Below are 14038 nucleotides of genomic sequence, written 5' to 3' on the forward strand. Positions count from 1 at the left end.
CTAGACATGAAAATAATAACCATCATCATCAGTTTACTTGCCTTTGTATTAATTGTTTTTAACTTTACTAAAGTAGATTTTAATGCGCCTTTTGAAGGTGAAAGCATCACTGCGTTGATAACCATTCTAGCTGGATTTTGCGCTATATTTTTAATGCTTATATTAAGAATTTCTAAGCGAATTGAAGATAAAGTAAAAGAACACCGTTAGTGTTTTATGCTTTAAAATAGCAAGAATCGTGTTGATATGTCTGTATTAAAAGGAATAAGAAAGCTAATTTCCCTCACTCAACTTAACAACCTCTTCAATCATAATATCTTTTTGATTCATGATTTCATCAAAAGAGCCTTCACCATAAAGTTGATCGGCCAAGGTGGCTTTAATGTAATGTTTTACTTCTTCGTTATAAGCTACAAACGTGATTTTAGAACCCGTTCTCAAATTTAAGTATTCTTGGAATTTAAAAACCATATCATCTGTAACTTCAAAATTTTCTATGAAGTCTTGTTTTGGCATGCCTTCATAAGCTCTTCTATCTTTTTCTAATATTTCAAAAGCAAAGTTTGCTATATATCCACGATGTTGTATATAGCTTAGGGTTTCGTTTTGCATACTATTATCGATAGGCACAAATACATCTGGAATAATACCTCCACCACCATATACAATTTTCCCTTTTGGTGTTTTAAACTTTAATGAGTCGTGTACCTTTACTTTTTTCGAATCTAGTAATTCACCGCTTTCCAATCTAGAAAAATAATCATCGTAGTAATCTTTATGTCCATTTTTATAAGGCCGTTGTATAGAACGTCCAGTTGGTGTGTAATAACGTGATACCGTTAAACGCACGGCACTTCCATCTCCCAAATCCATTTCTCGCTGAACAAGTCCTTTACCATAAGAACGACGACCAACAATAGTTCCTTTGTCGTTATCTTGGAGCGCGCCTGCAACTATTTCACTGGCCGAGGCTGAATTTTCATTTATAAGCACATACACTTTACCATCTTCAAAATCCCCCTTCTCTGTAGCATAACTTTTCTCTATGTTCCCACGTTTATTTTTAGTGAATAGAATAAGTTTATCATCTTCTAAAAATTCATCTACCATTTGTTCTGCTATACCAAGAAATCCTCCAGGGTTGTCCCTTAAATCGAGTGCTATTTCTGTTGCCCCATAAGCAATGAGTTTATCTAAACCCATTTTAAATTCCCGATAGGTTGTTTCTGCAAACCGATTTACTTTTATATAGCCCAGTTTTTCTGTAAGCATGTAAGCGGCATCCACACTTTTTATGGGGATGTTGGAACGTTTAACCGTGAAGTTTAAAAGCTTTGGTTCGCCCTTTCTATAAATCTTAAGATTTACTTTGGAATTTATTTCACCTTTGAGTTTCTCTAAAATTTCTTTATTCTGTAATCGTTTCCCTGTCAAAGAATCATTATTTGCCATAACAATTCTGTCCCCTCCTTTAATACCAGCTCGTGCACTTGGGCCATTTTCAATGGGTCTAATAACCACAATAGTATCTTTATAAGTATAAAAACTGATACCTATGCCCACAAAATCGCCCTTCATGTTTTCGGCAACACGATCCATATCTTCTTTTGGGATATAAACGGAATGTGGATCGAGATTATCTAAAATCCCATTAACGGTAACATCTACAATACTATCTGTATTTATATCATCAACATAGTCATAATCGATATAATCGATGAGTCTGTTAATTTTATCCTTCTTACTATTTTTAGAAAAGAGCCTATCGGAAGAATCCATAAAATTTAGTTTTCCTCCAATATAAATTCCTGCTGCAATGGCAGCACCCAAAATAAGGGGCAAATATTTTTTTTGAAACTGCATTATGGGGTTAAATCTTCTATTAATTTAAGTTTTATTCCAGCTTTCTCTAAAAACCGTAAACCAGAATCATCTTTGTAGGCTTGGTTATAAACTACTTTTACAATACCTGCTTGATGAATAAGTTTACTGCACTCTTTACAAGGAGACATCGTAATATATAATGTAGCACCTTTACAAGATTGCGTAGAAGCTGCTACCTTTAAAATAGCGTTTGCTTCTGCATGTAACACATACCATTTGGTATAGCCTTCTTCATCTTCGCAAAAATTCTCAAATCCAGATGGTGTGCCATTATAACCATCAGAAATTATCATTCGGTCTTTAACAATAAGTGCTCCTACTTGTCTGCGTTTGCAATAGGACAACTTACCCCACTCTTGCGCTATCCGTAAGTAAGCTTTATCATATTTTAATTGTTTAGTTTCCGACATTAATAAAATTTAATATAGTCTATTAAAAAATTGTATAACGAATATAAATGGTTGGTATTTTAATTACAATGCAAGTTCGTTAAAGTTTTACCAAATTTGATAGGATTGGCTTCTTTTTAGACCAAATAATCACTTTTAAGTATCATAGGTATGACAAGGCCAACCACCACCGCTGAAATTACCATGGCCCAATCGCGTTTAGAGAACCTAAATAATGTTTGTACCAAATAGCCCAAAAACAAAACGATGAACACAATGATGACTTGAGCAATTTCTATGCCTAAAGCAAATTCTATCAGCAAAATTAGTTTAGAATCGGTATCGCTCAATAAAATTTTAAATTCTCTTGCAAAACCCAAACCATGAATCAATCCAAAAAACAAAGCAGATAGAAACAAAACCCCTACTTTTCCTTTTTGTGGCCCCTTGCCTGCCGTAAATACATTAAAAATAGCCGCAATTAGAATAGTTATCGGAATTAAAAGCTCGACTAAGGCTGCTTTTACATTAATAAGATTATAAACTGCCAAAACCAAAGTGAGCGTATGGCCTAAAGTAAACATAGTTACCAACAAAAAAACCCGTTTCCAATCTTTAAAAACATAGGGGACAGTTAAAGCAATTAGAAATAAAACATGGTCGTAGGCGTTAATATCAAGAACATGATTGATTCCATACTGTATATTAAACCAGATATTTTCAAGCATTTTAATTAGATTTCAGGGAACGATTCAAATATATACAATTATTTGAAATGATATAAAAAATAAACTATTGCCATATATTTGTGCCATAGGTTTTAAAATATTTAGAATGACTGTAAAGTTTTTAGTTACATGTGTATTACTAATGTGCTTGTCTTGCAAAAAGACAAGCCAAACGAGTTTAGAAAATGGTGATGACAAAACCAAAAAGAGCCAAGTTATTACCGAAAAAGATATATCTAAATTAAATTATTTGGATTTTGCTATAGACGATAGAGTGGAGCCGATTATTGAATCTTGGCAAGAATTCAATCAATTAGAAGCGATTATAGAAAACACCAAAAGGGGCGATTTATCATATTTTAAAACGGATGCCAAAAAAAATTTAAGAACTTTGTTAAGTGACATTAAGGAAACCATTCCAGACACCATAAACACACCTGCCATTTTGGCTAGAATTAAGGTTGTAGAAACCAAACTTTATAAAACAGAAAGTTTATCAAATCTTTCTACTACTAAAAAAGACGAGTTATTAGAAACCTTAAAAGAGCTTTTGGTATCATTTTCCAACCTAAGCTTTCAGCTGAACAAGAAAATGGAGAATGATTCCCAAAACATTCAAAAGCCTATTTAGTGGTTAGTTTAAAATAAAAAAAGGGCTTGTTCAATGATTGAAAAAGCCCTTTTTTTATTTATTTTTTATGATTAATTACCTTGTGCTGGTTGTGCCTGTAATGCTTGTTTTTGTCTTAACAATTCATTTTTAGTTAACTGTGTTAAGTTAAAATTTGGTGATGCTTTTAAAGCGGCATCCAAAATATCAACAGCTGCGTCAATGTTAGCTTTTTTGTCTTTATTATAAACCAACAAAGCATTCAAATACATAAAACCACTTTTTAATGCCACTTGATAAGGTGATTGTTGCTCATAATAAGTATGTTTCATATCATCCTTTGAATTCACCAATCCGTAATTAATGTGTTTTTCTGCTTCACTTAGTTTATTTAACTGTAAAGTAAGTTCTGCCAATTCGTAAGCAACTGATGGATTTGGTTCGCGCTTAAAAAGTTCTTCAAATTGAACAAGAGCTAACTCTGGTTCGTTTACAGATTTTAATGATATCGCCTTTACCTGAACTGCAATATCAGAATCATCAACCTTTTTATCTACTCCAATTGTATTTAATGCTTGCAAATATTTACCTTCTGTCATGTAAATGTATGCCAATGTATCTGTTCTTGCTACAGAAGGGGATAGTACATTTAAATGCGTCATTCCATTAATTATACCTTGAATATCACCTTGCGCTCTCATTTGCTTATTGTAAGCTTCAAAATGTTTTATTAATTCAGAATTGCTCTGCGCACCTAATTGAATTCCACTAATTAATAAAACCAATAGTAATAATTGTTTCATTTTTTTATGTTTAATTTATTTAACGGGCTAAATCTATAAAATTTTAACATTTAATATATTAAAACTTCCTTAATTCTTTCAAAAAACATGCTAATTAAAACAAGAATGGACTTATACTATGCATACAATAAATTTTTAAACATTTTAATGTATTATAAAGAACCTTGTTAATAATATAAGAATACGGAAAGTTTAGTGCTTTTTAATTATTAAAAATAGGATTATAGGAAAAATAGAAAATATTTGCTACATTTAGTAATCTTAAAATTTTAACACTATGGGAATTAAAAGTTTTTTAGCCGCACGGAAAAATCAAAACAAGATGACCACCGAAGTCCCTCTTAAGGTTAGCGATTATATGAGCAAGAAACTCATAACTTTTAAATCTGATGACAAGATTGAAACCGTTATAGACTCCCTAATTAAGCATCGGATTTCTGGTGGCCCTGTAGTAAACAGTAAAAATGAATTGATTGGCATCATATCTGAAGGGGATTGCATAAAACAATTGAGTGAAAGCAGATACCACAATTTACCTATGACCAACAATACTGTTGAAAAATGCATGGTGAAAAATGTTGAAACCATTGATGGCAATATGAATATTTTCGATGCTGCCAATAAATTTTTGGAATCTAAACGCCGTCGGTTTCCTATTCTTCAAGACGGTAAATTGGTTGGTCAAATAAGTCAAAAAGACATCCTTAAGGCAGCTTTGGCATTAAAAGGTCACGATTGGAAATAATAGATTAACTTTCTCTTTTTACCAAAGCAAAATAATCGCCTTCTATCGGTAAATATCCTTGGTCGTACACAAAGTAATAAACCGTCCCTGCTTTTGTGGTGTAAATACTTGTGAAGTAATTAAAATCAAAACCCTTTTCAATAAGTTTCGCTCTAGAAATGGTGGTTTTTTTATCTGGGTTAACGTCTTCTAATATACGATGGTTTTTTCGTAACCTGTTATTGGTATTACGAATGAGGTTTTTGCTATCCTTATTTACATTGTTATTATAGGCATTTCTACAGCCATCACTACAGAATTTTTTATCAATTCTGCCTACAATAGTATCGCCACATTCTAGACATTGTTTTGCCATATTCAGTTATTAAAATTTACCAATTGCCTGCATATTGGAGATCTATATTAATTTTTTCTTTAAAATAAAGATATTGATGCCTATTAATTTGCCTGAAATGTAAATAATCATGAGCTAACCAATTACTTAAAAATAGTTTTGCTGACATAGGACCTAATTTAGGGTGTTGATAAATATTATTCCATTTCGCATCAACACTTTTTTTTAACCAAATAACCGATTTATTTCGTTCATTTAAAAAAGCCTGCAGTATATCTGTATAATTTTGTGATATATAATCATGTTCTAAAACCCAATCTTCCGGATTAATTGAAGGCATTTCAACTAAAGGAGTTTCCAGAGTATGTTTAACTCGAGCTCTAAAATCGTCTCTTTCCTCATCAAATAAATGGCAAACTATTTCAAGAATACACCATTTTTTTGGTTCTGGTCTCCACAAATATTCATCCTTACTTTTTGATGACAATAAACCCTTAAATATCTCTTTGTTTATTTCTAATTGATTAATAATCTGTAAAATAGTCATTTATATTTTTGTATATAGGTGCTAATATATGAAATATTATCCATTTACAAACGACTACAAACATTTACAAACGATTTTAAATATTTATCAACCGAATAACATTTGGAAGCAGTCGCATCTTTGCCTTGTCGAAACATAAGAACTCGATAGTATTAACTGTTTAACATTAAAAATTTAAAATTATGAGCGCAATTAAAAACAAAGTACAGTTGATTGGTAACTTAGGAAATGATCCAGAAATCATCAATTTAGAATCGGGAAAAAGGCTTGCTAAATTCACCATAGCAACCAATGAGAGTTATAAAAATAATAAAGGTGAAAAAGTAACGGACACCCAATGGCACAATGTGGTTGCTTGGGGAAAAACCGCTGAAATCATTGAAAAATATCTAACAAAGGGAAAAGAAGTTGCTGTTGAAGGCAAGCTAACTTCTAGAAGCTACGAAACCAAAGAAGGTGAAAAACGTTACATTACTGAAGTAATTTGTAACGAATTACTAATGTTAGGAAAATAAACACTTAACCTATCTATTATTTAAATGAGACTGAAGCCTAATTTTTTGCTTCAGTCTCATTTTCTTTTATATTATCCAATTTATAAAAACCGCCTTTATTTTCTTTTCTGGCAATGGATTGATTGATAATTAAATGTGCCACATTAATCATGTTCCTTAATTCACATAGCGACGTGGATACTTTAGCTTGCTTGTAAAATTCTTCAACCTCATCGGCTATTAAATCTAAATGTTTAATCGCTTTTGTTAATCGGCTATCGCTTCTTACAATACCAACATAATCACGCATTAAAGCTTGTAGTTGCTTCAAATTATACTGAATGATAACATGTTCTCTTGGTACACTGGTGCCTTCATCATTCCATTCTGGAATATTTAATTCTAAAGTATCATATGTATGTTCAGAATGATATTTAAAAATATTGTGGGCATAAACCAAAGCTTCCAACAAGGAATTTGAAGCTAATCTATTCGCTCCATGCAATCCTGTTCTAGTGCATTCTCCGCAAGCGAATAAATTATTAATGGTTGTTTTCCCATCCATATCTACATCTATACCGCCACATAGATAATGGGACGCGGGAACCACTGGAATCCAATCGGTTTCAACATCAATATGGTTTTGTTTGCATTTTTTATAAATATTCGGGAAATGCTTTTTAAATGCTTCAATATCTATATGGGTACAATCTAAGAACACATTGGTATCTCCAGTTTTCTTTAATTCACTGTCTATACTTTGTGACACAATATCCCTGGAAGCTAATTCAGCTCGCTCATCATAATCAAGCATAAACCTGTAGCCGCTTTTGTTTCTTAAATAAGCCCCCATACCTCTTACGGCTTCAGAAATTAAAAAAGACGATTGGTCGCCTCTAGCATCGTAAAGTGCCGTTGGATGGAATTGTATAAATTCCATATCGGAAATCTTTGCCTTTGCTCTATAAGCCATGGCTATACCATCGCCCGTAGCAATTACAGGATTGGTAGTGTGCCCATATACTTTGCCGATACCGCCTGATGCCAATAAGGTACTATCTGCTTTAATGGTGAATATGGTCCCTTTTTTTTGGTCGAAAACATAAGCACCATAACAGGTATTATCCTTAGCTTGAGGATCTGTAATATGATGTTTGGTTATTAAATCGATGGCAAAATGATGGGACCACAAGGTTACATTTTTTAGTTCGTGCACTTTTTTAAGCAAAGCGCGTTCAATTTCGTAACCAGTAATGTCTTTATGATGTACAATTCTATATTCTGAATGCCCACCTTCTTTTCCCAAATTGAATTCGCCACTAGCATCGGTATCAAAATTAGCCCCCCAAAGCAATAGCTCTTCAAGGCGCTTAGGCCCTTCCTTTACAACCATTTTCACAACAGCTTCATCGCAAAGTCCATCGCCAGCAACAAGTGTGTCTTTAACGTGCTTTGTAAAGGAGTCCTTACCATCTAGAACAATAGCGACACCGCCTTGGGCATACTTCGTATTAGATTCATCTTCATTGGATTTGGTAATGATGGTGACCTTCCTGTCTGGAAATTTTTCAGCAATTTTAACAGCGAATGTTAGCCCTGCAATACCAGAACCTATAACCAAATAGTTTGTTGAAATCATATTATTTAGACAGTTCTAACATACGTTCAATGGGCACTAACGCTTTTTTTCTAATATGCTCAGGCACTTCAATCTGTGGACTTTCATTAAGCAAACAATCGTATAATTTTTGAAGTGTGTTCATTTTCATGAAATGACATTCGCTACAAGCACAAGTATTATCTTCAACAGCAGGTGCAGGTATCAATTCCGTTTCTGGCATTTCCTGCTGCATTTTGTGTAAAATCCCTGCTTCGGTAGCTACAATAAATTTATCTTTTGGATGTGTTTTTACATAATTTATCATCCCAGAAGTAGAACCAATATAAGTGGCCGTATTTAAAATATGCTCTTCAGATTCTGGGTGCGCTATAATTTTATAATCTGGATGTTTTTTGTGTAATTCTATCAGTTTATCGATCGAAAAAGCTTCGTGAACAATACAACTCCCATCCCAAAGCAACATGTCCCGACCTGTTTTTTTCATGATATATCTGCCAAGATTTTTATCCGGCGCGAAAATAATAGGGGTATCTTTTGGAATGGATTCTACGATTTTAACGGCATTGGAAGACGTACAAACAATATCGGTCAATGCTTTTATTTCTGCCGAACAGTTTACATAAGTAATCACCACATGGTCTGGATGAGCTTTTGTGAATGCCTCGAATAAATCTGGCGGACAAGAATCTGCCAACGAGCAACCGGCTTTTAAATCGGGTAATACAACAGTTTTTGTTGGATTCAATATTTTGGCAGTTTCTGCCATAAAATGCACCCCAGCAAACACAATAATGTCGGCATCAGTCTCAGCAGCTTTTTGGGATAAACCTAAGCTATCGCCTACATAATCTGCTATATCCTGTATCTCTGGCACTTGATAATAATGTGCCAAAATAACAGCGTTTTTCTCCTTTTTTAATCTTTTTATTTCTTTTACTAAATCCATTTCAACCAAAATTTTACAAATAAATAGGCAAAACTTATGCCAATATAAATTTGTTATTAATTACAAATATCTTAATTAAAATTTTATTGAAATGAGATTATCATAAAAAATACCATGTCATATAAAACAATGGCGTTTTATAAAGAAAGTTGCTTAATGATTTAGTGACAATATGCTTTATAATTTCAATTTAAAACTGCCATATTCTCAATCTCTGAATTAATAGTATTTAAAATCTTTTCGCCCTTATCCAATTCTTTTAAAACAACCTCTTTAACATCTTGAAAAGCATTTTTGGATTCTTGAAATAAATGTTTGTAATATGAAATGCCTTCATTAAGGTTGTTAGTAAAGGTCAATAAGTGTTTTTCATCTTTTTTATTCATTGAAAATTTAAAACTTTCCAATTTATTTTTTAAATAATCTATATAGATGTAAAGTTCTTTTATGAATACATTAGGCCGATCTGTTCTCGTTATCATATCATCCCTTCCATAAATATGGTCTGTGATATTTTTTAAACTCATGATCTTCGAATAATACGCCATATTGGGTCCGGGACAAATAGATACGCCTTCGCCTTCAATTTTTGTATCCAAATTGTAAGCCAACAAGGCCGAAGTGCCCAATCCTACGCAAGTACATGATTTTTCAACTATTTCATGATATTTTATTTCATAGTCATTTGAAGGCAACCCCATAGCGCCTAACTCTTTTATTTTTAAATGTTGATACTCTCTCGAGGCTGTACATATACCATTTTCCTTGAACTCTTTATTTAAAGCAACAAATTTTTTAGGGCAAGAACTTCCTGGCCTTCCTTTGTTAATCAACACATCCCTCTCGGTATCTTTTGTATTATTTCTTAAGTTGTTAAATGGCACTCCTAATGGGGAAATATTACTTAAATATAGGTCTTCTTCTTTGGCGTCAACTAATCTATTTAAGGTTTTCTCATCAACTGTTGTGGCTTCTGGAACCAATAAAAAAGGCGTTCCCCAACCTACAGAATCTAAATGGTATTCCTTAATTAAAAACTCATGCTCTTCGTGGGTACCAACACCTCCTTGGGCAGATATTTTTATTGATAAATTCTCAGGGAAAATACGATTCTGATTCAAAAATTCTTGTTGCACCAATTCCTGAAGCGTTGTTTTAAGTTCTTCTCTCTTTTCCCTAAACTCCGCCAAAACAGGCCCTAAAAGATAGCCATCAGTTGCAAAAGCATGACCCCCACAATTGAGTCCGGATTCAATTCTAAATTCTGAGATCCATAATCCTTTTTTTGCCAAAAATTTACCTTGGATTAATGCCGACCTGTAATCGCTTACTTTTAAGATAATTTTCTTTTTAAATACCCCATTTTCATTAGGATAGAAATCTTCAAACTGAGACATATAACTATAAAGTCGAGGATTTAAACCAGCAGACAACACAACCGATGAATTTAATTTACTGTTTGCAAAACCTCTTAACGCCGCATGGGCATCATTATATTCTACAGGTAATTTTTCATTTTTCAAATAGTTGTCTTTATCAACTTTAGTCATGATATTAACATCAATGCTTCCTAACTTCAAATTTTTATTAACCCAATTTTTTATTTCAGTAAAATTGTGTCCGTTTGAGGTTATTCTTTTAAAATCGGCTTTAATGGATGAGTTTTCAGGAAGCATATTTACGTAAGTATAAATAGCGTCCATTTTTTCGGCACTAACTTGTTTTAAAGCTTCGAATTTCTTTTCTATTAAATCATGTATTAAATCTAAATAAGATGTAATTCTTTTTGCTCTGTAATCATCCATCTTATTCGTAATTTCTTGGTAAGGAACTGCAAAGGTGTCGCTATACATTTTTCTTAGTTTCTCAAGCAATATATCATCCACCAAAGAAATTACAGAATCTATGCCATACTGAGCCACTTTTAAAGGTGAATCTATAGTAAATCCAATGCCCATTACTGGAATGTGGAATGCGTGTAATTTATTCATATATTCAGTTTATTTTTGAAAACAATTTGTAAATGTAGACTGTTGTATTATTGCAGAATATGACATATGTCATATTAAAAAAAAGGATTCCTTTCTTGAAAATTCTTGGTGCCATTTAGTATTGAAATAAAATCTTGATTTTAAAAGATTATTCCAATTAAAAAGATTCAACAATAGTGGCTGTTTATTTAATAATTCATAATTTGAATTCATCAAACAATAAAAATTAATAAATCTTTTGAGAGCCTGCCAAGGTTAATTATAGCTTTAGTACATTTATAACTAATTTTAACTGTAAGAATTATGCCTGTAGAGCCTAAATTAACCCGTTTCAAGCAAAACGTGCTGTCTAAATATCAAATTTACAATAGTATATTTATGACCTTGCCTTTTGATGCCATAACAAAAACTGGTGTGCTACTTCCTTTATTTCACGAAACATGTAAAAAAGGCTTTGCCAGTGGTGATGACCCTACAACCATAGTTGACACCTTCTTCAAAAAATACCAAGCGAGACGTAATAGGGAAAGTCAAATAAATTTACTTTTTAGGTTTATTCAATATATTGAAAGACAAGTGGTGTTGTTTGATGCCATTGAAGATGCCGCTTTCCCCATCGTAAATAATATGGAAGGCATTGGTACTTTAAGAAACCTTAAGGAATCAACCATTTCTCAAAATAAATTGGATGAATTAAAAGATTATTTGGAGCATTTTAAAGTTCGTATCGTATTAACGGCGCATCCTACTCAATTTTACCCAGGATCTGTATTAGGTATTATTACCGATTTAACCGAAGCCATCAAAACCAACAATTTAAATGACATTAACAATCTGTTTGGACAATTGGGAAAAACACCTTTTTTCAAACATAAAAAGCCAACACCTTATGATGAAGCTGTGAGCCTTATTTGGTATTTGGAAAATGTGTTTTATAAATCTTTTGGTGAAATCTATAACTACATTCAGCAAAACATTTTTAGTGATAATGAAGCCCACAACGACATGATAAATATTGGATTTTGGCCAGGTGGTGATAGAGATGGAAATCCGTTTGTCAAACCAAAAACAACCATAAAAGTTGCTAAACGTTTAAAGCAATCTATTTTAGCAAGTTATCATAAAGATTTGAAAGTTTTAAGCAGAAAATTAACTTTTAGGAATGTTGAAGAGCGCATTATCAAACTAGAAGAAACCATTTATAATTACAGTATCGATTTAGATTATAAAGATGCCATAACGTTGCCAGAATTGAAAAAAGAACTTATCGAAATTCGTGATATCGTTGTGAATGATCATCAGTCCTTATATCTAACAGAGATAAACAGTTTAATAAACAGGATCCATTTGTTTGGTTATAATTTTGCAACACTTGATATTAGACAAGACAGTAGAATTCATCATGATGTGTTTACAACGGTTATCGATAATTTAATAAAAGTTGAACACCCGTCGTTTCCAAAAAATTATCATGATTTAACTGAGGAAGAACAAATCGACATATTATCAACCGTTGATACAACAAACCTGATTGAAATTGATGTTTTTGAAGACGAAATGGTAAGCAATACGTTAAAAACTATTAAAGCCATCAAGCAAATTCAAGAGTCTAATGGAGAATTAGGTGCCAATAGATACATTATTAGCAATAATCAAACGGCATTGAATGTCATTCAATTATTCGCCATGCTGAAAATGGTTGCGTTTAAAGATAATTTAACCGTAGATGTTGTTCCACTTTTTGAAACCATAACCGATTTGGAAAATGCACCCATTGTCATGGAACAACTTTACAGCAATCCTGCTTATATAACCCATTTGAAAAATCGTGGCAACAAACAAACCATCATGCTAGGTTTTTCTGATGGTACAAAAGACGGTGGCTATTTAATGGCCAATTGGGGAATTTACACAGCCAAAGAAAAGCTTACTGAAATTTCCAGAAAATATGATATTACAGCCATTTTCTTTGATGGTCGTGGTGGACCACCAGCTAGAGGCGGTGGTAAAACACATCAATTTTATGCCTCGTTAGGACCAACTATTGAAGATAAAGAAGTACAACTTACCATTCAAGGGCAAACCATTAGTTCTAACTTTGGAACATTGGATTCATCGCAGTATAATTTAGAGCAATTGATTAGTTCTGGCATTTTCAATAGAATGGGTAAAGACCAACACGCCATGTGTGATGAAGACAGAATTGTTATGAATGACTTGGCCGGAACCAGTTATCAAGCTTATAAAGACTTTAAAAATCACCCGATGTTCATTCCGTACTTAGAGCGCATGAGCACCTTAAAATATTATGCTAAAACCAATATTGGCAGTAGACCATCTAAAAGAGGTAGTTCAGATAAATTGGTGTTTTCAGATTTAAGGGCCATTCCTTTTGTGGGTTCTTGGAGCCAATTAAAACAAAATGTTCCTGGTTTTTATGGAGTTGGTACCGCTTTAAAAGTATATGAAGAAAAAGGAGAGTTTTATAAAGTAGAACAGCTTTATAACAATTCTAAATTCTTTAAAACATTATTAGAAAACAGTATGATGTCCTTAACAAAATCGTTTTTCGATTTAACCATGTACATGGCAAAAGATCCTGAATTTGGAGCTTTTTGGACGATTATTTATAACGAGTATCTTACAACAAAATCGTTATTGCTAAAATTGACTGGTTACAAAGTTTTAATGGAAAATGAACCTAGTGTTAAAGCATCTATTGAAGTAAGGGAATCTATTGTACTTCCATTGCTAACCATCCAACAGTACGCATTAAAGAAAATTCAGGAACTTGAAAAAGAGGAAGTGAAAGATACCGAACTAATTGAGATTTATGAAAAGATTGTCACACGTTCTTTATTTGGCAACATTAATGCCAGTAGAAATTCGGCATAAATTTTTTGAAATAAATCTTAAATAAAATAAAGGCTGTCTCTTAAGTAAGGC

The 14038-nt window shown here is 32.7% G+C and carries 14 protein-coding genes; 5 read left to right on the forward strand and 9 right to left on the reverse strand.

All coding sequences use genetic code 11. From position 1 onward, the window contains the following. Positions 1-6 precede the first annotated feature (6 nt). The gene (locus CDH50_RS02440; protein ID WP_100610582.1) at positions 7-210 is read left to right on the forward strand and encodes a hypothetical protein; all 204 of its coding nucleotides are present in this window, start codon (positions 7-9) and stop codon (positions 208-210) included. A gap of 63 nt (positions 211-273) precedes the next feature. Here CDH50_RS02440 and CDH50_RS02445 read toward each other — a convergent pair whose 3' ends face one another. From CDH50_RS02445 to CDH50_RS02455, 3 genes are all read right to left on the reverse strand, one after another. Next, complete coding sequence (locus tag CDH50_RS02445) at positions 274-1863, reverse strand: S41 family peptidase (protein WP_100610290.1); 1590 nt, start codon at positions 1861-1863, stop codon at positions 274-276. After that, a complete protein-coding gene (locus CDH50_RS02450; RefSeq protein WP_100610291.1) occupies positions 1863-2294 on the reverse strand; it encodes a deoxycytidylate deaminase in 432 nt (143 codons plus the stop codon). Before CDH50_RS02450 ends, CDH50_RS02445 begins: the two co-directional genes overlap by 1 nt. A gap of 116 nt (positions 2295-2410) precedes the next feature. Then, positions 2411-3001: a HupE/UreJ family protein gene (locus CDH50_RS02455; RefSeq protein WP_100610292.1), complete on the reverse strand. Its 591-nt coding sequence runs from the start codon at positions 2999-3001 to the stop codon at positions 2411-2413. Between the two features lie 106 nt (positions 3002-3107). Here CDH50_RS02455 and CDH50_RS02460 point away from each other — a divergent pair, with 106 nt between their 5' ends. Further along, on the forward strand, positions 3108-3632 hold the full coding sequence (locus CDH50_RS02460) for a hypothetical protein (RefSeq protein WP_100610293.1): 525 nt from the start codon (positions 3108-3110) through the stop codon (positions 3630-3632). A 71-nt stretch (positions 3633-3703) separates the two neighbouring features. On the opposite strand, the gene CDH50_RS02465 is transcribed toward CDH50_RS02460, so the two are convergent. Continuing rightward, a complete protein-coding gene (locus CDH50_RS02465) occupies positions 3704-4414 on the reverse strand; it encodes a hypothetical protein (RefSeq protein ID WP_100610294.1) in 711 nt (236 codons plus the stop codon). A 277-nt stretch (positions 4415-4691) separates the two neighbouring features. Between CDH50_RS02465 and CDH50_RS02470 the strand changes: the two genes are divergently transcribed. After that, positions 4692-5159, forward strand: coding sequence for a CBS domain-containing protein (locus tag CDH50_RS02470; RefSeq protein ID WP_100610295.1), 468 nt, complete (start codon positions 4692-4694; stop codon positions 5157-5159). A gap of 4 nt (positions 5160-5163) precedes the next feature. On the opposite strand, the gene CDH50_RS02475 is transcribed toward CDH50_RS02470, so the two are convergent. Both CDH50_RS02475 and CDH50_RS02480 read right to left on the reverse strand, forming a co-directional pair. After that, positions 5164-5514, reverse strand: coding sequence for a hypothetical protein (locus CDH50_RS02475; protein WP_100610296.1), 351 nt, complete (start codon positions 5512-5514; stop codon positions 5164-5166). Positions 5515-5530: 16 nt separating this feature from the next. Continuing rightward, complete coding sequence (locus CDH50_RS02480) at positions 5531-6040, reverse strand: DinB family protein (protein ID WP_100610297.1); 510 nt, start codon at positions 6038-6040, stop codon at positions 5531-5533. 182 nt (positions 6041-6222) lie between these two features. On the opposite strand from CDH50_RS02480, the gene CDH50_RS02485 reads away from it, so the two are divergent. After that, positions 6223-6555: a single-stranded DNA-binding protein gene (locus CDH50_RS02485; protein WP_100610298.1), complete on the forward strand. Its 333-nt coding sequence runs from the start codon at positions 6223-6225 to the stop codon at positions 6553-6555. A 37-nt stretch (positions 6556-6592) separates the two neighbouring features. Here CDH50_RS02485 and nadB read toward each other — a convergent pair whose 3' ends face one another. The 3 genes from nadB to CDH50_RS02500 all read right to left on the reverse strand — a co-directional run bounded on the left by nadB (position 6593) and on the right by CDH50_RS02500 (position 11092). Then, positions 6593-8173: an L-aspartate oxidase gene (nadB, locus tag CDH50_RS02490; protein ID WP_100610299.1), complete on the reverse strand. Its 1581-nt coding sequence runs from the start codon at positions 8171-8173 to the stop codon at positions 6593-6595. Position 8174: 1 nt separating this feature from the next. Then, positions 8175-9101 (reverse strand): quinolinate synthase NadA, encoded by a 927-nt coding sequence (nadA, locus tag CDH50_RS02495; RefSeq protein WP_100610300.1) that lies wholly within the window; start codon positions 9099-9101, stop codon positions 8175-8177. 185 nt (positions 9102-9286) lie between these two features. After that, entirely contained in the window at positions 9287-11092 is a 1806-nt protein-coding gene (locus CDH50_RS02500) for a hypothetical protein (RefSeq protein WP_100610301.1), read from the reverse strand. Between the two features lie 303 nt (positions 11093-11395). Here CDH50_RS02500 and CDH50_RS02505 point away from each other — a divergent pair, with 303 nt between their 5' ends. Beyond that, the gene (locus tag CDH50_RS02505; protein ID WP_100610302.1) at positions 11396-13987 is read left to right on the forward strand and encodes a phosphoenolpyruvate carboxylase; all 2592 of its coding nucleotides are present in this window, start codon (positions 11396-11398) and stop codon (positions 13985-13987) included. Positions 13988-14038 lie beyond the last annotated feature (51 nt).

The sequence above is a fragment of the Confluentibacter lentus genome, assembly GCF_002806995.1.
Lineage (GTDB): Bacteria > Bacteroidota > Bacteroidia > Flavobacteriales > Flavobacteriaceae > Confluentibacter > Confluentibacter lentus.

Coding starts and splice junctions, on each gene's coding strand:
- CDH50_RS02500 (WP_100610301.1), bottom strand. CDS start 11,092: ATGAATAAATTACACGCATTCCACATTCCAGTAATGGGCATTGGATTT.
- CDH50_RS02460 (WP_100610293.1), top strand. CDS start 3,108: ATGACTGTAAAGTTTTTAGTTACATGTGTATTACTAATGTGCTTGTCT.
- CDH50_RS02480 (WP_100610297.1), bottom strand. CDS start 6,040: ATGACTATTTTACAGATTATTAATCAATTAGAAATAAACAAAGAGATA.
- CDH50_RS02445 (WP_100610290.1), bottom strand. CDS start 1,863: ATGCAGTTTCAAAAAAAATATTTGCCCCTTATTTTGGGTGCTGCCATT.
- CDH50_RS02470 (WP_100610295.1), top strand. CDS start 4,692: ATGGGAATTAAAAGTTTTTTAGCCGCACGGAAAAATCAAAACAAGATG.
- nadB (WP_100610299.1), bottom strand. CDS start 8,173: ATGATTTCAACAAACTATTTGGTTATAGGTTCTGGTATTGCAGGGCTA.
- nadA (WP_100610300.1), bottom strand. CDS start 9,101: ATGGATTTAGTAAAAGAAATAAAAAGATTAAAAAAGGAGAAAAACGCT.
- CDH50_RS02450 (WP_100610291.1), bottom strand. CDS start 2,294: ATGTCGGAAACTAAACAATTAAAATATGATAAAGCTTACTTACGGATA.
- CDH50_RS02455 (WP_100610292.1), bottom strand. CDS start 3,001: ATGCTTGAAAATATCTGGTTTAATATACAGTATGGAATCAATCATGTT.
- CDH50_RS02475 (WP_100610296.1), bottom strand. CDS start 5,514: ATGGCAAAACAATGTCTAGAATGTGGCGATACTATTGTAGGCAGAATT.
- CDH50_RS02485 (WP_100610298.1), top strand. CDS start 6,223: ATGAGCGCAATTAAAAACAAAGTACAGTTGATTGGTAACTTAGGAAAT.
- CDH50_RS02465 (WP_100610294.1), bottom strand. CDS start 4,414: ATGAAACAATTATTACTATTGGTTTTATTAATTAGTGGAATTCAATTA.
- CDH50_RS02440 (WP_100610582.1), top strand. CDS start 7: ATGAAAATAATAACCATCATCATCAGTTTACTTGCCTTTGTATTAATT.
- CDH50_RS02505 (WP_100610302.1), top strand. CDS start 11,396: ATGCCTGTAGAGCCTAAATTAACCCGTTTCAAGCAAAACGTGCTGTCT.